At 54.8% G+C, this 20250-nt stretch carries 10 protein-coding genes; 4 read left to right on the forward strand and 6 right to left on the reverse strand.

The genetic code is table 11. The features are described 5' to 3' along the window. Nucleotides 1-239 precede the first annotated feature (239 nt). The gene (locus HU175_RS01300) at nucleotides 240-9536 is read right to left on the reverse strand and encodes a beta strand repeat-containing protein (protein ID WP_176564868.1); all 9297 of its coding nucleotides are present in this window, start codon (nucleotides 9534-9536) and stop codon (nucleotides 240-242) included. 921 nt (nucleotides 9537-10457) lie between these two features. Here HU175_RS01300 and HU175_RS01305 point away from each other — a divergent pair. The 3 genes from HU175_RS01305 to HU175_RS01315 are packed head-to-tail and all read left to right on the forward strand — an operon-like array spanning nucleotide 10458 to nucleotide 12719. Then, nucleotides 10458-11312 carry a pirin family protein gene (locus tag HU175_RS01305; RefSeq protein ID WP_176564869.1) on the forward strand — a complete coding sequence of 285 codons (855 nt, stop codon included), beginning with the start codon at nucleotides 10458-10460 and terminating at the stop codon, nucleotides 11310-11312. A gap of 36 nt (nucleotides 11313-11348) precedes the next feature. Beyond that, nucleotides 11349-12056 (forward strand): DsbA family oxidoreductase, encoded by a 708-nt coding sequence (locus tag HU175_RS01310; RefSeq protein WP_176564870.1) that lies wholly within the window; start codon nucleotides 11349-11351, stop codon nucleotides 12054-12056. Nucleotides 12057-12086: 30 nt separating this feature from the next. Next, nucleotides 12087-12719 carry an NAD(P)H-dependent oxidoreductase gene (locus tag HU175_RS01315; RefSeq protein WP_176564871.1) on the forward strand — a complete coding sequence of 211 codons (633 nt, stop codon included), beginning with the start codon at nucleotides 12087-12089 and terminating at the stop codon, nucleotides 12717-12719. A 52-nt stretch (nucleotides 12720-12771) separates the two neighbouring features. On the opposite strand, the gene HU175_RS01320 is transcribed toward HU175_RS01315, so the two are convergent. After that, a complete protein-coding gene (locus HU175_RS01320; RefSeq protein ID WP_176564872.1) occupies nucleotides 12772-13659 on the reverse strand; it encodes a cation diffusion facilitator family transporter in 888 nt (295 codons plus the stop codon). 272 nt (nucleotides 13660-13931) lie between these two features. Further along, nucleotides 13932-14975: an isoaspartyl peptidase/L-asparaginase family protein gene (locus tag HU175_RS01325; protein ID WP_176564873.1), complete on the reverse strand. Its 1044-nt coding sequence runs from the start codon at nucleotides 14973-14975 to the stop codon at nucleotides 13932-13934. Nucleotides 14976-15242: 267 nt separating this feature from the next. Here HU175_RS01325 and HU175_RS01330 point away from each other — a divergent pair, with 267 nt between their 5' ends. Then, on the forward strand, nucleotides 15243-16412 hold the full coding sequence (locus HU175_RS01330; RefSeq protein ID WP_228724282.1) for a TlpA disulfide reductase family protein: 1170 nt from the start codon (nucleotides 15243-15245) through the stop codon (nucleotides 16410-16412). Nucleotides 16413-16564: 152 nt separating this feature from the next. On the opposite strand, the gene HU175_RS01335 is transcribed toward HU175_RS01330, so the two are convergent. The 3 genes from HU175_RS01335 to HU175_RS01345 form a co-directional block, all read right to left on the reverse strand. Continuing rightward, nucleotides 16565-17227 (reverse strand): endonuclease III domain-containing protein, encoded by a 663-nt coding sequence (locus tag HU175_RS01335; protein WP_176564874.1) that lies wholly within the window; start codon nucleotides 17225-17227, stop codon nucleotides 16565-16567. A 74-nt stretch (nucleotides 17228-17301) separates the two neighbouring features. Next, entirely contained in the window at nucleotides 17302-18525 is a 1224-nt protein-coding gene (locus HU175_RS01340) for an OmpA family protein (RefSeq protein WP_176564875.1), read from the reverse strand. Nucleotides 18526-18863: 338 nt separating this feature from the next. Then, nucleotides 18864-20243 (reverse strand): RagB/SusD family nutrient uptake outer membrane protein, encoded by a 1380-nt coding sequence (locus HU175_RS01345; protein ID WP_176564876.1) that lies wholly within the window; start codon nucleotides 20241-20243, stop codon nucleotides 18864-18866. Nucleotides 20244-20250: the final 7 nt, after the last annotated feature.

Below are 20250 nucleotides of genomic sequence, written 5' to 3' on the forward strand. Positions count from 1 at the left end.
TCCCGAGGCTACAAAACTGATTGTACCAGCCCGGTAAGTACACCCAACTTGTGCAAATACTGTACCAAAGGCAGAGGCAAAGAAAACGCCTACCCATATTGCGTATCGCACAATTCTGGAGCTCGTTCGACAGGATTTATCTGTATAAAAAGACCGCATAGCTTCGTCGATGTTATAGTTTAGTAACGCCCTGGCTTCCATGAGGATATTCTTTCACGGAAGCCAGGTTCGTCAACTATTTAGGACTTTTTGAGGGTTGGAGCCTGAGCCTGACAATCATCTGTTGTAAAGCTTATGGACTGACTCACACTACCACCCGGTCCCGAAGCCGTTACCCTGAGCGTATTCGGCCCAACGGGTAAAGGACTTGTGAGCGTGCAGGCAAAGTTTCCATTCGGCTGAGCCGTCGTCGTGCAGAGCAGAACGTTGTTGCTATCCCTGATTTCAATCGTACTGCCTGGTGTGGCCGTACCCGATATCGTTGGCGTCGTGGTGACGGTTGTTCCAATCGGACCCGTTACGGTCAAGGTTGGTGCACCGGCCGCCGTGAAGCTAGTCACATCGGCCACGCTGCTGCCGCCCGCGTTGGTGGCGACCGCCGTCACTGAGTTGATACCCACCGCTGCGTTGATCACGCACGAGTAGGAACCCGAAGCCGTAGCCGTGGTCGAACAAAGCGTCGTATTGTTGGCCCCCGTCAGGACGACCGTCGCCCCTGGGGTGGCCGTACCCGACACCGTCGGCGTCAGCGTCGTCACTACGTTGCGGGGGCTGTTGATCGCCACCGTGGGCTGAGCCACCGTGGTGAAGCTGATGGGCTGGCTGGTCGAACCGCCAGGACCCGAGGCCGTTACCGTCAGACTGGTCGGACCAACCGGCAGACCGCTCAGTCCGCACGCGAAGCTGCCTGAAGTCGAGGCTGTGGTGCTGCACAGGGTGGCCCCGTTGGGACCCGTGATGGTCACCACGCTACCCGGGGTAGCCGTGCCCGACACCGTCGGCGAGGTCGTCGTCGACACACCCACCGGCGCGGTCACCGTCAGGGTTGGTGCACCGGCCGCCGTGAACGAAGTCACGTCCGCCACGCTGGCACCGCCCGCGTTCTGGGCGATGGCCGTCACCGAGTTGCCCCCCACCGCTGCGTTGATCACGCACGAGTAGGAACCCGAAGCCGTGGCTGTGGTGCTGCAGAGCGTCGTATTGTTGGCCCCCGTCAGGACGACCGTCGCCCCTGGGGTGGCCGTACCCGACACCGTTGGCGTCAGCGTCGTCACTACGTTGCGGGGGCTGTTGATCGCCACCGTGGGTTGAGCCACCGTGGTGAAGCTGATGGGCTGGCTGGTCGAACCGCCAGGACCCGAGGCCGTTACCGTCAGACTGGTCGGACCAACCGGCAGACCGCTCAGTCCGCACGCGAAGCTGCCTGAAGTCGAGGCTGTGGTGCTGCACAGGGTGGCCCCGTTGGGACCCGTGATGGTCACCACGCTACCCGGGGTAGCCGTGCCCGACACCGTCGGCGAGGTCGTCGTCGACACACCCACCGGCGCGGTCACCGTCAGGGTTGGTGCACCGGCCGCCGTGAACGAAGTCACGTCCGCCACGCTGGCACCGCCCGCGTTCTGGGCGATGGCCGTCACCGAGTTGCCCCCCACCGCTGCGTTGATCACGCACGAGTAGGAACCCGAAGCCGTGGCCGTGGTCGAACACAAGGTCGTGTTGTTGGCCCCCGTCAGGACGACCGTCGCCCCTGGGGTGGCCGTGCCCGACACCGTTGGCGTCAGCGTCGTCACCACGTTGCGGGGGCTGTTGATCGCCACCGTGGGTTGAGCCACCGTGGTGAAGCTGATGGGCTGGCTGGTCGAACCGCCAGGACCCGATGCCGTCACCGTCAGACTGGTCGGACCAACTGGCAGACCCGTTAGACCGCAGGCGAAGCTGCCCGAGGTTGAGGCTGTGGTGCTGCACAGGGTGGCTCCGTTCGGACCCGTGATGGTCACTACGCTACCCGGGGTAGCCGTGCCCGACACCGTCGGCGAGGTCGTCGTTGAGGTGCCCACCGGCGCGGTCACCGTCAAGGTTGGTGCACCGGCCGCCGTGAAGCTGGCCACATCAGCCACGCTGCTGCCGCCCGCGTTGGTGGCGATGGCCGTCACCGAGTTGCCCCCCACCGCTGCGTTGATCACGCACGAGTAGGAACCCGAAGCCGTGGCTGTGGTGCTGCAGAGCGTTGTATTGTTGGCCCCCGTCAGGACGACCGTCGCCCCTGGGGTGGCCGTACCCGACACCGTTGGCGTCAGCGTCGTCACTACGTTGCGGGGGCTGTTGATCGCTACGGTCGGTTGAGCCACCGTGGTGAAGCTGATGGGCTGGCTGGTCGAACCGCCAGGACCCGAGGCCGTCACCGTCAGACTGGTCGGACCAACTGGTAGACCCGTCAGCCCGCAGGCGAAGCTGCCCGAAGTCGAGGCTGTGGTGCTGCACAGGGTGGCCCCGTTGGGACCCGTGATGGTCACCACGCTACCCGGCGTGGCCGTGCCCGACACCGTCGGCGAGGTCGTCGTCGACACACCCACCGGCGCGGTCACCGTTAGGGTTGGCGCACCGGCCGCCGTGAACGAAGTCACGTCCGCCAGGCTGGCACCGCCCGCGTTGGTGGCGATGGCCGTCACCAAGTTGACCCCCACCGCTGCGTTGATCACGCACGAGTAGGAACCCGAAGCCGTGGCTGTGGTGCTGCAGAGCGTTGTATTGTTGGCCCCCGTCAGGACGACCGTCGCCCCTGGGGTGGCCGTGCCCGACACCGTTGGCGTCAGCGTCGTCACTACGTTGCGGGGCGAGTTGATCGCCACCGTGGGCTGAGCCACCGTGGTGAAGCTGATAGGCTGGCTGGTCGAGCCGCCAGGACCCGAGGCTGTCACCGTCAGACTGGTCGGACCAACTGGCAGACCCGTTAGACCGCAGGCGAAGCTGCCCGAGGTTGAGGCTGTGGTGCTGCACAGGGTGGCCCCGTTGGGACCCGTGATGGTCACTACGCTACCCGGGGTAGCCGTGCCCGACACCGTCGGCGAGGTCGTCGTCGACACACCCACCGGCGCGGTCACCGTTAGGGTTGGTGCACCGGCCGCCGTGAACAAAGTCACGTCCGCCACGCTGCTGCCACCTGCGTTGGTGGCGATGGCCGTCACCGAGTTGACCCCCACCGCTGCATTGATCACGCACGAGTAGGAACCCGAAGCCGTGGCCGTGGTCGAACACAAGGTCGTGTTGTTGGCCCCCGTCAGGACGACCGTCGCCCCTGGGGTGGCCGTACCCGACACCGTTGGTGTCAGCGTCGTCACCACGTTGCGGGGCGAGTTGATCGCCACCGTGGGCTGAGCCACCGTAGTGAAGCTGATGGGCTGGCTGGTCGAGCCGCCAGGACCCGAGGCCGTCACCGTCACACTGGTCGGACCAACTGGCAGACCTGTCAGCCCGCAGGCGAAGCTGCCCGAGGTCGAGGCTGTGGTCGAGCAAAGCGTCGTGTTACCTGGACCCGTGATGGTCACTACGCTACCCGGTGTAGCCGTGCCCGACACCGTCGGCGAGGTCGTCGTCGACACACCCACCGGCGCGGTCACCGTCAGGGTTGGCGCTCCAGCCGCCGTGAATGAAGTCACGTCCGCCACGCTGGCACCGCCCGCGTTGGTGGCGATAGCCGTCACCGAGTTGACCCCCACCGCTGCGTTGATCACGCACGAGTACGAACCCGAAGCCGTGGCTGTGGTCGAACAAAGCGTGGTGTTGTTGGCCCCCGTCAGAACCACTGTCGCCCCTGGGGTGGCCGTACCCGATACCGTCGGCGTCAGCGTCGTCACTACGTTGCGGGGCGAGTTGATCGCCACCGTGGGCTGAGCCACCGTGGTGAAGCTGATGGGCTGGCTGGTCGAACCGCCAGGACCCGAGGCCGTCACCGTCACACTGGTCGGACCAACTGGCAGACCCGTTAGCCCGCAGGCGAAGCTGCCCGAGGTTGAGGCTGTGGTCGAGCAAAGCGTCGTGTTACCTGGCCCTGTGATGGTCACCACGCTACCCGGGGTAGCCGTGCCCGACACCGTCGGCGAGGTCGTCGTCGACACACCCACCGGCGCGGTCACCGTTAAGGTTGGCGCACCGGCCGCCGTGAACGAAGTCACGTCCGCCACGCTGGCACCGCCCGCGTTGGTGGCGATAGCCGTCACCGAGTTGATACCCACCGCTGCGTTGATCACGCACGAGTAGGAACCGCTGGCCGTGGCCATGGTGCTGCACAGGGTCGTGTTGTTAGCCCCCGTCAGGACGACCGTCGCCCCTGGGGTGGCCGTGCCCGACACCGTTGGCGTCAGCGTCGTCACTACGTTGCGGGGCGAGTTGATCGCTACGGTCGGCTGAGCCACGGCTGTAAAGCTGGTCACGCTTGGGGTACTAATACCGCCATTGTTCGTAGCGACTGCCGTCACTGATGTTACACCTGGTGTTACTGTTATTGCGCAGGAGAAGCTACCACCAACTGAGGCTGTAGTCGAGCACAGGGTTGTATTACTTGGCCCTGTGATGGTTACTACGCTACCTGGCGTGGCTGTGCCTGATACCGTCGGCGTCAGGTTAGTCTGTATATTATTAGGCGATTGAATTACCACCGTTGGTTGACCCACCGCCGTGAAGCTCGTTACGTCCGCCACGCTGGTACCCCCCGCATTGATCGCTACCGCCGTCACGGTGTTTACACCCGTTGTTACGGTAATCACGCAGGAGTAGGAACCCAGAGACGAAGCTGTCGTCGTGCAAAGCGTATTACCCGCTGGACCGGTCAGAATTACGGTGCTGTTTGGCGTGGCCGTACCCGATACCGTTGGAGTCAGGTTTGTCAGTACATTACGTGGTGCCACGATGCTCACCGTTGGCGGAGCCAAAGCCGTGAAGCTGGTCACGCTCGGCGTGCTGGTGCCACCCGCGTTGGTGGCGACCGCCGTCACCGAGTTCACACCCGCTGGCACCGTCACTGCGCAACTAAAGCTGCCACCCGCCGTTACCGTGGTCGAGCAAAGCGTCGTGCCCACCGGACCGGTGATGGTTACCACACTACCTGGCGTACCTGTACCCGATACCGTCGGCGTCAGATTCGTTGAAATATTGCTTGGCGACTGGATCGCTACCGTCGGTACGGCAACGGCCGTGAAGGTTGCTACGTCCGTCGCGCTCACGCCACCTAAGTTGGTCGAGATGGCCGAGATCGAGTTGACGCCCGCGGCTACCGTCACCACACACGAGTAAGAACCCGTGGCCGAAGCCGTCGTGGTGCAAAGTGTGGCGCTGGTGGCGTTGGAGAGGATCACGGTGCTGTTTGGCGTAGCTGTACCCGAGACGGTTGGGCTCAAGGTGGTCAGCACGTTACGTGGCGAAACGATGCTCACTGTTGGTGGTCCCACCGCCGTGAAGGTCGTTACGTCTGCGATGCTCGTGCCACCTGCGTTGGTCGAGATGGCTGTGATCGAGTTCACACCCGAAGCCACCGTCACTACGCAGGAGTAAGACCCCAGAGCCGTAGCTGTCGTCGTGCAAAGCGTAGTACCTACTGGACCGGTCAGTGTAACCAGGCTACCTGGAGTAGCCGTACCCGAAACCGTTGGGGTCAGCGTCGTCAGTACGTTACGTGGAGCGACGATGCTTACCGTTGGCGGTGCCAAAGCTGTGAAGCTGGTTACGCCTGGTGTGCTGGTGCCGCCTGCGTTGGTAGCCACCGCCGTTACCGAGGTGACACCAGGCGTTACTGTTACGGCGCAGGAGAAGCTGCCGCCAGCCGTAGCCGTGGTCGAGCAAAGCGTGGCGTTACCAGGCCCCGTGATCGTGACCAAACTACCTGGCGTAGCCGTACCTGATACCACTGGGTTGGTCGAGGTCTGAATGTTGTTCGGAGACTGAATCGCTACGGTCGGTGCTACGATAGCCGTGAACGCTGTCACGTCCGCGACACTCGTGCCGCCGGCATTCCGAGAAATTGCCGTGATCGAGTTGACACCTGCCGTTACCGTTACCACACACGAGTAAGAACCCGTAGCCGTGGCTGTTGTACTGCACAAGGTCGCGTTGGTTGGACTCGACAGCGTTACGATGCTGCCGGGCGTTGCTGTACCCGATACCGTTGGCGTCAGGCTCGTCAGCACGTTGCGAGGTGCGACAATGCTCACCGTCGGTGGTGCCAGTGCCGTGAAGCTGGTCACAGCAGGGATGCTGGTGCCACCTGCGTTAGTCGCCACTGCCGTTACTGATATGGTGCCTGGCGTTACCGTTACTGCACACGAGAAGCTGCCACCAGCCGTAGCCGTGGTCGAGCAAAGCGTGGCGTTGCCTGGCCCCGTGATCGTGACCAAACTACCTGGCGTAGCCGTACCCGAGACCACTGGGTTGGTCGAGGTCTGAATATTGCTTGGCGATTGAACCGCGATCGTTGGCGCGGCTACGGCCGTGAAGGTCGTTACGTCCGTCGCGCTGATGCCACCAGCATTGGTCGAGATGGCCGAGATCGAGTTCACACCCGCCGTTACTGTCACTACACACGAGTACGTACCTGTTGCCGAAACGTTGGTCGAACAGAGCGTAGCGTTAGTTGGACTCGACAGAACTACGATACTACCTGGTGTAGCCGTACCTGACACTGTTGGCGTCAGACTCGTCAGCACATTGCGGGGCGAGACGATGCTCACCGTTGGTGGAGCGACCGCCGTGAACGTCGTTACGTCGGCGATGCTCGTGCCGCCCGCATTTCGGGAAATGGCCGTGATCGAGTTAGTACCGGCCGTCACCGTCACCACGCACGAGTACGTACCCGCGGCCGTGGCCGTGGTCGAACACAGGGTCGCGTTGGTGGGGCTGGACAGGGTTACGATACTACCTGGGGTGGCCGTGCCCGATACCGTTGGGGTCAGGCTCGTCACTACGTTGCGGGGCGAGACGATGCTCACCGTGGGCGGAGCCACAGCCGTAAAACTCGTTGTTGCGGGCGTCGGGCTCACACCGATTGGCGTAATAACGATAGCAGTCAGCGAGTTAACACCTGTTGCTGCATTAATTACGCAGGAATAACTTCCGCCCGCCGTTGCTGTCGTGGAGCAAAGCGTTGCGCTATTGGCCCCGGTGATGATCACCGTACCACCTGGCGTGGCCGTTCCCGACACGGTTGGCGTCAGCGTCGTCTGTATGTTACGTGGGCTGTCGATGCTGATGCTTGGTGCAGCACTCACACTGACAACAGGTGCGCAAGTATTTGACGCTTCTGACGAACTAACGGCCAGTGTCCTCGTACCGGCAACTCCAGTTCCATCGTAGGAAATCGGAATTGAAACGGCAGTCTGGCTCGTTACGACCGTCAGCGTAATCGAAGCAGGAACCGATGTAAACCCGGTTCCAGTTACGGTGAAGTCAACCGCACCTGCCTGACTTACTGTTATAGGTATGGTTAATGTACCAGTAGACGCCGTGCCTGCAACAAATACACCTGTAGTGGTTGCATTGGCACAGTTCCCAAAGGCTACAGTTCCCTGGGCAACCCGGAAATTTACTTGTGTCCCGTTATTCGGATAATTTGTTAACGGATTAGTAATGTTAGCATTGACTGGACCAAATGCACTATTATTAGCATCAGCACTGCTATCTAAGCCATCTCGGTCAGCATCCGTTCCAGCTGCTGCGAGCCCTGCTTCAGTACGATCTGGTCGACCATCATTATCACTATCTGTATCTTTATAATCCGGTTGATCAGTACCGTCAGTATTGACAGGCGTCAAACCATTTGTCGATGCGTATGCCAGCGGTAAGCCCTGTGCATTGACAGCAGTTATCGCACCTGGGGCAATATAGCCTGCAGTGGTCTGCGCTTCGATGTTATCAGGAATACCATCACCGTCAGAATCCAGGTCATACAGATCAGGGATTGTATCCCCATCTGTATCGACCAGAGGACCTCCCTCTGTATCGTCTGTAATACCGTCATTATCATCGTCAATGTCGTTTGCATTCGGAATTCCATCACCATCCGTATCCAGAACAGCTACGCAAACTTTATTTGTAAAGGCTATATCACCAGATCCATCGAATGTGAAACCAGCTTCTAAATTAGAAGTTCGCAGATTGGAGATACGATAGACAATATCAAATGAGGTTATACCAACGAAGTTGATTGTTGCTGCAAAGTTGGAAGAATTCCCTGTGCTCTGGTTTTGCGTTCCCTGGAAGCGAACAAAGTTAGCAGTTGGTACATTCGTTACTGTTACTGTCCCACCTTGCTCTGTCGCATAGGAGAATAAATTTGCTTTCGATATATCAAAAGCCTCTGTTCTGGCATTAGTGCTACTAATGGCAATTAAATCGAGGTCTCCTATCGTTAACGAAGCCTGAACTGGAACAGGAGTATTCGTTCCTGTTCTAACAAATGACCAACGAACGGTTGCAGTAGCGCTGTTTGGAGTCGCAGCTGTCCCAGAATTACCCGTTAACAAGAACTGAGCATCAGTTCCTACATTTGTAAATTCTACTCCTGCGTATGTACCACCAGTTACTTGACCTATAATATCAACCTGCTGACCATTGAGCGTAGCTACATTAGTATAGCGTGCTATTGGGTTTGTAGTAGTACCGGTTATTGTTGGTGATCCAAACGTAAACGCAGTAAAGCCGTTTTGCCCCGCTGTTGGACAGGGAGCAACTGCAATACCTACTGTAGCCGAAGCCGTTGTTGTACAACCATTTGCGTCGGTTACGGTAACTGTATAAGTACCTGGATTAACACCCGTTATATTTTGCGTTGTGGCGCCATTACTCCATGCATACGTATAAGGAGAACGTCCGCCCGACACGGTCAGGTTTACCGCGCCATCTGCCGAAGCAGCACCTGTGGCATTTACTGCCGTAGCCGTAGCCGCTAACGTTGGAAAGAGCGTAAACGGATAAAGAATCTGCGTGGTGTTAGCAACGCTCAGCAAACTACTAACAGTAATCTGCACCCGGTTAAAGGGCCTTGTTGTTGTCAGTGCAACGGCTGGTTGTGTACCAAGAATGGGCGTAAGCAGATTTAGCGATAGTAGACTGCTTCCTCCACTCTGCTCCTGCTGGGTACCATTCAGATAGGTCGTTACCGTTATTGCATTAAGCAAACTTGCACTGATCGCACTTCCCGAGTTACTTAGCACGAAACCAACCGTAGTACTGGCAGGTAATGTTTCGCCAGCACCAACAGTAATCTGTCCACCACCACCAAGCACGCCAATAAACGTACTGACAGTTGCGGAGTTGTTCACGCTGGGGTTATCGATCAGGTTACCCGGATTCGTTACAGTTCCAGGAATCAACCCAACTCCACCTGACGATATAATAGTAGCGCCCGTAAAGTTGTTAGTCGTGAGCGTTCGGTAATTACAGGCTGTTGTCTGCGCCTGTGCCTGCGTCAACGACATCAGAAGTACCATCAGCAAACTGACCGACGCGAATACCGACCGGCGTCGGTAACCATCGGAGACCATACCCATTGCTAACAACCAATTTCCCGGCAGAGAAGGGCCTCTCCGGGAGAATTGCAACAGAGTGGATTTAGACGTACAGTAAACGGTTGATTCCATAAATTGGATCTAAAAGTAAATTGCTCGAGGATTGCCTTTAGTGAGAAATTCCTGACAAGTTCCTCTACGTACCAGTCCGGAATTGGTGGATTAAGTGAGTTAATTATTTGTTAATGTTTACTTACTGCAACAAAAGCGTACGAATGCAGCAAATGGTTACGCAATAGACATTACTATACATACCATATATACTACATCCGACTTTATGCCTACACCAGCGTAATAGAATTACAAGTTTTTTGACTTATAGATTTATATTTTCGCTCTATGTATACACCCCAATAAGTACAGAAACTATGCCAATGAGTATTTCTGAGGGGATTATCCTTTAGATAGGCTTACGTCGGGGAGACTTTTATCTGGTCGAATAGCTATAAATAACTATAGCCTACCAGAGCTCTGTTTGTAACAAAAAGTGAGCCATTTTACACTTAAACCCGCCCATTCTCCGTCTCCACCAAACCTGTGTATCGGTTACGATTTTCTTCCGAGAAGCAGAGCGAGTTTTTATCCGGCTTTCAGCTTTCGCTGGTGTTGCCGGGGCTTTACAAAGAGGAGGTCAGATTTGATTTCCCATGCCTTTTTTCCCGGACGGGGGCCATCTGATTACGCGCTTGCAATCTGTCGTTTTTTTGCGCCTATATATATACGGTATAAATCCGGCGAACTTTGCTCATATAATGGGCTTCCCCCGATAGGATAGATCAGCCGCCAGGTCTCAAAGAATAGGGATTTGTATGGGCGCTGGAACTTTGTTTATTCACGAATAGTTAACACTGTTATAAAACGTAACATACGATAAAACAGGAAGCAGTAGCTCCTGTAGAAATCATGCCTGACATTAAAAAAATTAGTGCCGCCGACTATTCGCCTATTGCGGATTTAATCACGTATCGGGCGCTGCCCACCCGGTCGGTTGAGTACGTTGATCCTTTCCTTTTTTTGAATCACCACGGTCCGCAACGCTACGAACCGCACAACAATGGTCTCCCATTTGGCCCCCACCCACACCGGGGGATGGAGACGGTTACGTTTATCATCGACGGCGACATTGCGCATAAGGACAGCAGCGGGCACGAAAGCGTTATTGAGGCCGGTGGGGTACAGTGGATGACGGCTGGTAGTGGCCTGATCCACGCTGAAGTTTCATCCGACCGATTTATGGAAGAGGGTGGCCAACTGGAGATTTTACAGCTGTGGATTAACCTGCCCGCCCGCTCCAAAATGACGAAGCCGTTCTATAAAGGACTCCAGCAAAACGAGATCCCCAGCCTGAAACTGGACAATGACCGGGTAACGGTTAATCTGGTCTCGGGCGACTGGGACGGACACGCAGCTGCATTTACTTCTGATACAGGTGTTTTTCTGAATACTATTTTCTTCCAGCCAGGCGGCAAACTGACAGTTAACATACCAGACGGCCATACGATCTTTTTCTACATGATTCGGGGGGCGCTCGAAGCAAACGGTACGCAGGTAAAGTCACTGCACCTGGCGCAGTTTGATCAGACAGGCGGCCCCCTGACGATTACCTCAGATCAGGAAAGTATACTGCTACTTGGTCATGCCAAACCACTGAATGAACCCGTCGTTTCGCAGGGGCCTTTCGTGATGAATACACAGGCCGAAATCGCCCAGGCGTACGACGATTATCGCAAAGGCAAGTTTGGCAGCTGGACGCACTAAGCACAAAACTTACTGACGATCAAATCATTACCAACTATGGACGTAGAAATCTGGAGTGATGTCATGTGCCCTTTCTGCTACATTGGCAAGCGGAAATTTGAACAGGCACTCAGCCAATTCCCGAACCGGGATGATATCCGGGTAACCTGGAAAAGCTTTCAACTGAATCCGGACATGGAAACTGATCCGGAAACTTCCATCAATCAGTACCTCGCTAACGCAAAAGGCTGGAGTCTGGAGCAGGCTGAGCAGATGAACAACCGCGTAACGGCAATGGCGCAGGAAGTATGTCTGACGTATCGTTTTGACAAAGCCGTGGTCGCCAATTCTTGGGATGCGCACCGGCTTATCCAACTGGCTAAACAGCGCGGGCTGGGTGATGCCGCTGAGGAACGCCTGTTCAAAGCGTATTTCACCGAAGGACGTAACACGGCCGACCACGCTACGCTGCTGGAACTGGGTACCGACATTGGTCTGGATGCATCGGAGGTAAATGCCATGCTGGCAAGCGATCTATACGGACAGGCCGTTGACCAGGACCTGTACGAAGCGCGCCAGATTGGCGTTCGGGGAGTACCCTTTTTCGTCCTGAATCATAAATACGCCGTGTCAGGGGCGCAACAGCCAGAAACATTTCTGGGGGCGCTACAAACAGCCTGGTCGAAACTGGCACCCAAAGCCGTTGCCAGCAACGACGGACCAGCCTGTGAACCAGACGGTTCCTGCGAATTACCAACTACATAATTTATAAAATCAATTTACTCATATCCAACTATGGAATTACTTGATGCCATGAATTGGCGGTATGCTGCCAAGCGTATGAACGGTCAGCCCGTTCCAGAAGAAAAATTGAATACAATCCTGGAAGCTATTCGCCTGTCGGCTTCGTCAGTAGGCTTGCAACCTTACAATGTGATCGTTACAGACAGCCACGAGTTGAAAGGGAAGATTCATCAGCTGGCCTGCCCACAGCCGCAGGTTGTTGAAGCTTCACATATCCTAATCTTTGCCGCCTGGACATCTCTCGAGGCCGAACACATTGACCGGTACATTCAACTGATTGCCGATACCCGGAAAACCAGTGCCGACACGTTGACGCCCTTTGCGGATTCAATCAAAGGATCACTGCTGACGATGGACGATGAGCAACGCTATAACTGGGCAGCTCGTCAGTCCTATATAGGTCTGGGCTCGGCGCTGATCGCAGCAGCGGTTGAAAAGGTTGATGCGACGCCAATGGAAGGATTCAATGGCTCTGCCCTTGACGAACTTCTTGACCTACCAGCCAAAGGGTTAAAGAGCATAGCTATTCTGGCGCTGGGGTACCGGGATGCGGAGAATGATTTTCTGGCAAAAGCAGCCAAGGTAAGACGGCCCGCCGAAGACTTCTTCCTGGAAATGGCGTAAGCCCAAGCATGAAAGCTAAAAGACCCAGTCAGGATTGACTGGGTCTTTTTGTTCAGGCCGGTTCAATATGCACCAGTACATCATAAACAGAAGGTTTTGCTTCCAGAATAGCGTCTTTGACGGCGTGAGCAATGGCATGACCTTCTGTTACCGTTAGCTGGCCGGGCACCAGTACGTGCAGATCAACATAAAATTCAAATCCGGTTTTTCGTACCCGAAACTTGTCGATTCCCTTTACCTGCGGTACGCTCATTGCCAGCGTTTTCAATTCCTGCTGCCAGTCACCAGCGGGCACCTCATCCATGATTTCGCCAAACGACGGGCGGAAAATGGTGTACGCATTGTAGACAATGAACCCGGACGCCAGGAGAGCTGCCCAGTCGTCGGCGCTTTCGTAGCCGGGGCCCCCGATCAGGGCAATGCTAATTCCAACAAAGGCTGTTAATGAGGTAATTGCGTCACTACGATGGTGCCAGGCATCGGCTTTGATGGCGTTGCTATCGACCTCATTTCCTATTTTGGCCACGCGCCGGAACAGGATTTCTTTTACGATAACAACCCCGGCCAGCACGATCAGCGTAAAGGGAGCCGGAATTTCGTGAGGTTCCTGAATATGCTGAATGCTTTGTACTGCAATCAGAATAGCCGCGCCCACCAGGGCCATAGATACCACGATGGCAGCCAGCGGTTCGGCTTTGCCGTGCCCATACGGATGGTCCTGATCAGGCGCTTTAGCAGCTGTACGCAGACCGATCCACACAAAAAACGACGTCAGAATATCAGTTGCCGATTCCATCGCATCGGCCAGCAACGCGTAGGAATTACCGAACCAGCCCGCCAATCCTTTTGCCAGCACCAGGCCAATATTAACCAGAATACCGGTAATGGTCGTTTTCTCCCCTCGTTTGGCTTTATGTGGCTCCAGTGGTGTTGCTTCCATGTGATGCGATCATCAGGCTCTGTTCCTCAATAAACAAAACCTGATCCTGAATAATTGGCCAGTGTATTGGTTAGTTAGGTTGTCCGCTGTTTCCCCTCACCCATTTTGGGCTAATCTTGTAGAGGTGTGGCTCTGACCACCGGCACGGGCCGCCCTGCCTAGCCCCTCCGCAACGGCGGACCGTCTGTCTAAAACAGGAGGGGAACACTTTTGACAACCCCCTCCTAATTTTCTAGGAGGGGGCAGGGGGTGGTAGTTGTCGGAAAACAGCTCTAGGCAAAATGGCTTTCAGAAGGAACAACTTTGGCCGCTTCGTCGCCCTGAGTGATGGTATAACTAAACCCTTTCTGAATCGAGTAAGCCCCTACTTCGCCTTGTTTGTTGACCGCAATAAAACCCACCTGAAAGGTTTTTGCTTTCTCCGGATTGATTTTGATGATTCGTTCAACGGCGCGTTTGCAGGCTTCTTTCGGCGAGAGTCCCGACCGCATCCCCTCCACGACAAGGTGCGTGCCGCAGGTTCGGATAACCTCTTCGCCCTGACCCGAGCAGGTGGCCGCGCCCACTTCATTGTCGACGTAAAGACCAGCCCCGATAATAGGTGAATCCCCTATTCGACCGCGTAGTTTGAACGCCATACCGCTCGTGGTACACATACCCGACAGATTACCGGCTTTATCCAGTGCGAGCGTACCCATCGTATCGTGATTAGGCGTGCCGTCGTCAAAATAAGAGGGCGCGAACGGGCCGCCTTTTTTGCCCATGGGTTTCTGATTCTCAATATTGATAATCGGTTTGTACTCCGACTTTTTCAGCCATTCCCTATACGTCTTCTCCGCATCGGCCGAAAGCTTTTCGGGCTCTTTTTTGAAGCCGTTTGCCAGGGCGAACTGCAAAGCTCCTTCACCCGCGAGCATGACGTGGGGCGTTGTTTCCATCAGTTTACGCGCCACTGAAACGGGGTGTTTGATATGCTCCAGAAAAACAACCGACCCACAATTGTATTTATCGTCCATAATGCAGGAGTCCAGCGTAACATAGCCGTCCCGATCCGGATTACCACCCAGCCCAACGCAGCAGTTGATATCGTTTTCAATCGCAATACCCGCCTGTTCAACGGCATCTAGTGCATTACCGCCTTTCTGCAGCACGGGCCAGGCAGCTCCGTTGGCAATGGTACCACTGTCCCAGGTTGAAATAACAAGGGGTTTGGCGACTGCACTGCTTCGTACCGTTGTACGCGCAAAGGTTTCAGTAAGGCTGGTAAAAGGCACGGCCAGCGCACTCCAGCGAAGAAAAGACCGTCTTGATGACATAAAAAAAGTTGGTTAGCGTCGACTACTCACGCACGCTGTTCAATCAGTATAATCGAAAACCAGCACCCGCCGGCTACCTAAATTCTGCGCGTCCGTTTACGCAAAATAACTATAAATTGAGGGGTTTACGTATAAAAACACCGGTGAAGTCGTAGCTTTAAGCAGTCAAGCTCACCTATCAGGCTGACACAGAAAATATTCTTTGCCTATTAATCGAAATTTAGTCAACGCATAGTACGGGCTTAACGCCTTAATCGACCTATCACAATGAAAAAAAAGCTAACAGCCGTCATGAGGTGGGCCGCATTGGCTCTTCTGCCAGCCTTAACACTCGCCCAGCAGGGATTCGCTCAGAGTGGCCCGTTTACGTTGCAGGGCAAACTGGGAACGACGAAAGCGCCCGCTAAAGCTTATCTGCGCTATACGGTTAAAGGAGCCCCTCAGATGGATTCGGCCCTGGTGAGCAGTACTGGTACGTTCGAATTTAAAGGTACCGTCGAAGAGCCTCTTCAGGCTACACTGCTCGTTGATAAACTCGGTACGGGCTACAGCCGGGCCCGGCCTATTCCGGGCACGGGTGTTTATCTGGAGCCGGGTACAATTGCCGTCATTAGCCCTGACTCCTTGAACAACGCGGTAGCCAGCGGCACTTTGCTGAATACCGATAACCAGAAGTTAAAGAATCTACTAAAGCCCGCCAGTGATCAGATGGTGGCTTTGATGAAAGAGTACCGATCGGCAACACCCGAGCAGCGCCAGTCAAAAGAATTTGAAGCCAGCATTGACAAGCGTTACGAAGCGATTCAGGCCGATCAGAAAGTGTTCCTGAAACAGTTTATTCAGGCAAATCCGAAAAGCCTGGTGAGTCTGGATGCGCTGCGTTCCTACGGGGGCTCTTTCCCGGAATATGGCGAGGTTGAACCCCTCTTCGCGGGTCTGTCACCAGAAGTCAAAAATACCCAGCTGGGCCAGTCGTATGACAAAATGCTGGGGGCCATTAAGCAAACATCCATCGGGGCTGTGGCGCCCGATTTTACACAAGCCGATACGCTGGGTAAGGAAATTGCGCTGCACGACTTCAAAGGCAAATACGTGCTGGTTGATTTCTGGGCGAGCTGGTGCGGTCCCTGCCGGGCCGAAAATCCGAACGTTGTCCAGAATTATAATGCCTTTAAAGATCGTCAGTTTACCGTGTTAGGCGTGTCGCTGGACCGTCCCAATGCCAAGGACGCCTGGATCAAAGCCATTCACAAGGATAACCTGACCTGGACGCACGTATCGGATCTCAAATTTTGGGACAACGAAGTCGCCAAGATGTATGGCGTCCGGGCTATTCCCCAGAATTTTCTGATCGGTCCCGACGGCAAGATTCTGGCAAAAAACATTCGCGGGGAGGAACTCGGCAAAAAACTGGCTGAGCTGCTGCCGGTGAAATAAGAGAAGGATAGAAGAAAGAGAAAAAACCGTATTACAAGAAGAAAGAGAAAAGACCGCTCGTGTGCTGATGACTTCAGACACGAGCGGTCTTTTCTCTTTCTTCTTTTCTCTATTGTCTAATCTTGTCTTACCTCTTTCTTCTTACGTCTAAATCACCGATGCCGCTCAACGCCTACTTGCTCACACCAAGGCAGCACGACGCAGGTGGAACAGCGAGGTAGTGAACCGGTGCAGATGTGTTTACCGAAGGGCATCAGTAGCCGATTTATATTTACCCATTGCTCACGAGGCACCTGCGCTTCCAGCTTTTTCAACGTCTGCTCCGGCTGTTTGGTCTGCACGTATCCCCAGCGATTGACAACCCGGTGAACGTGGACATCGACGCTGATGGCCGCCTGTCCCGTTGCGACGCCCAGCGCCAGGTTTGCGCATTTCGGGCCAACGCCTTTCAGTGAAATTAGAGTTTCATAATCGGCGGGCAACTCTCCGCCAAACTCGTTAATGATCCGATCAGCGATGCCGTGCAGGGTGTATGCTTTCTGATCGGGGTAGGTCGTCCCATACAGCAGATCGATCAGCGTTGGGATGTCGATCGCCAGTATCTGCTCAGGGGTACGTGCCTGTTCAAAGAGCCGCAACGAAACCGGAATGGTCGTTTCGTCCAGCGTCCGGATGGAAATGATGCAGGAAATCAGCTGTTCGAACAACGTATCGTACCCTTGCTCAAACAGCTCAAACATGGCCGCTTTTGGATAAGGCTGGATCGCTTTTTCGACTTCGCGCAGAACGAGGCCAAGATCAAAGTCGGGTTTCATGACGGAGTAGTTAACGCGGGTAATGAAATCGTCACCCGCGTCAACATGACTCCTAAATCAACCAAACTGTTTTATCAGGCCTGCACGATGACTAGTTCAACTCGCCGGTTTTCGGGCCGCTCTTTCAGCGAGCGATTCGTATTAATAGGTCGCGATGGGCCATAGCCAACCGTTTCAACCCGGTCGCTGTTGATGCCTTTTGATACCAAGTACCGCTTTACTTCATCGACCCGATTGCGCGACAGCTCCACGTTAGCGTCAAAATCGCCCACGATATCCGTGTGTCCTTCCAGCTTGATGCGCATGGTTGGATTATCCCGCATAATACCTACCAACCGCTCCAGTTCGGGATAGGATTCTGACTTCAGGTCGTATTTCGATACGTTGAAATAGATGTTTTTCAACGTAATCCGGGCTCCGGCTTCAATAGGTACTAGATTAAAATCGCGGGATATGTTCACCCGGTTCGTTGCCAGCGTATCGCTCTGACTGAAGTATCCCTTTGCCGATGCTGTAACAACGTAAACGCCCCGCGTTTCGACAGGGATTGAATAAGCACCCGATGGGATTGCGCTCCGGGTCGAGTCGGCGGGGCCGTCGCCAGTCACCTCCGCCCCCGAAATAAGCCGGTACGTCAGCGTGGCCTGTACGGGATCTTTGGTTTTAGCATCGCGCGTTACGCCGTTGATGGCTATTACCGCCGGCGCAACAGCAACCGGCGGTTGAGGAGCTGGTGCTTGCTTTGGCGGAGCTGGCGTCGCGCGGGGCTGGGTTTTGGGCTGGGGCCGTTGTGAATATTGCTGTCTGGCCGGATTTATGATATGAACACCCCAGAAATTAAAACAAGTGATGGCACCACCTTTTTGATCAATATAATCCTTGCATTCGAATAGATCAAATACAGTATACCCTGGATCAATACGCTCAAAATAAGCAACGAAGTCAACCTGTTCACCGGGTGCTACTTTCCGACGCATCTCCGACGGAATATTTTCGGCCCGAATCAGCTTATACGATCGCTCCCCCTGATTAACGTATAATTTGGTACTTGCCTGTAGACCAATATTGCTTTCTGATGGCAGGCTGAACATCCGGGGCATACTTCGCCGATAGCTTTGCCGTACCTGCTGAAACTTCATATACACAATTGTATATTCTTTTGTGAGCTCGACGCGCTGAATAGTCACGTCGGGGTCATTTGCGTCTTCAATGCGTGGGTTAGGCGTAGCGTACTGCACCTGCGCGTATAGGCCAGGCGCAGCAAACGTCAATAAAAGAAAGAGGAGAAAGCGGTTCATCGTTGTTGTCTGACAGAGAGTTAGTCTACACTAAACGTTTGACAACGACTTGTAGTTTTGGGTTTAATTCATTCGCATTTCTTCCTTCCCACGCGTACAATTTTACGGCTGTTTTGTCGAGTACGCTCATGACAGTGGCCTGGTACTATCCACTCAAATACGAGCATAAACGTCTTTGAAAAATCGTGCTGTACTTAAACGGCGAGTTATAATGAAAGTACCTCGTCGACGCTAAGTTTTTCGGATCGGCCGTTTGTACATCATCAAAAGTGGTAAGCCGTCAAATGCGAAGCGGCTCCCCAATCGGGGAGCCGCTTCGCATACGCTATCTTCTTTGGTTAATACCCCTGGTTCTGTACCAGTGCGGGGTTTGTCGTGATTTCCCGCAGTGGTATTGGATAGATCAGACGCGAATCGTTCCAGTTGAGCGAGCCAACCCGGCTGCGCGTACGCTTCAGATCGTGAATCAGCGTTCCTTCAAAAGCCAGTTCAATCCGGCGTTGACGCAGGATCTCAGCCACGGTTAATTGTGCTTGAGTGATTGCGCCCAGTTCGGCCCGTGCCCGGATCAGGTTGATGTCCGCCAGTGGCGTAGCACCCACCGTGGTACCCGCCCGAAAATTCGCTTCCGCACGCGTCAGGTACATTTCGGCCAGGCGGAAAACCTGGATATTGCCGTACTGGTTATAGTACTTGTACGTCCGAATAGCGCCAATATCATCCTGATAGAAAAGCGCTCCTCGATAATCGTCGGCTTCTAACTGGTTGAAGAACGCTTCCGTAATTTCGATGTCGCCACGACCGCCTACTTCCGACGAACCATAGAACGTATTCAGGTCGTTGGTGCCATCCTGGTCCGTAATCTGAACGGCAAAAATCGTCTCGGCTGTATTCACTCCATTCAGGAAGGCACGTAAGTCAAATACACCTTCCAGAGGCACCAGCGAGAACGTATTGCGGCCAATTACGCGGTTGGCGGCATTGGCCGCATTTGGATAATCGGCCTGCTGCAGGTACACACGGGAAAGCTGCGCCGATGCAGCACTTTTGGTCGCAAAGAATCCATTGGTTCCATCGTTAGGCAGATTGGTCTCGGCCTGGGTCAGATCCTGAATAATCTGTGCATAGACTGCTGCCACCGTATTCCGGGGAATATTGCTACCGGCGTTAAGCACCGCCGTTGGTGTCGTCACAATGGGAACACCCAGATTCACATTGGCATCGCCATCGCCCCAGGCTTTGCCAAAAAAGCGCACCAACTCAAAATACATAGAACCCCGGATAAATTTGGCTTCGCCCTCAATCCGGGGACGATTGGCCGTAGCGGCCAGATTCAGATTTGCCAGTACCGTATTACAGATGTTGATTGTCCGGTACGCTTCCGTCCAAGTCAAGTCAGCCTGGCTGTTATTGATCAGAATATTCTTTGTATATATCTGCTGAGGTGCTGCAAATGTACCCGTCCATAGAACATCGCCTGTGTTGGGCACGGTACCCAGCAGTTCGCCGTCACGTTGTAGGTCACCTCCATAAAGGTATGCACTACTAATGCCGTCGTATGCACCAGCAAGCAGAGCCTGTAAATCGGCAGCCGTACTCAGCGCCTGCGACGTTCCAATCGAAGTTACCGGCTCGATATTTAGTTTATTATCGCACGAAGTCAGCCACAGAGATAGCGACAACGCCGACATAAAGAGAAGAGAATGCTTTGTTTTCATCGTGTCT

Source organism: Spirosoma sp. KUDC1026 (genome assembly GCF_013375035.1).
Lineage (GTDB): Bacteria > Bacteroidota > Bacteroidia > Cytophagales > Spirosomataceae > Spirosoma.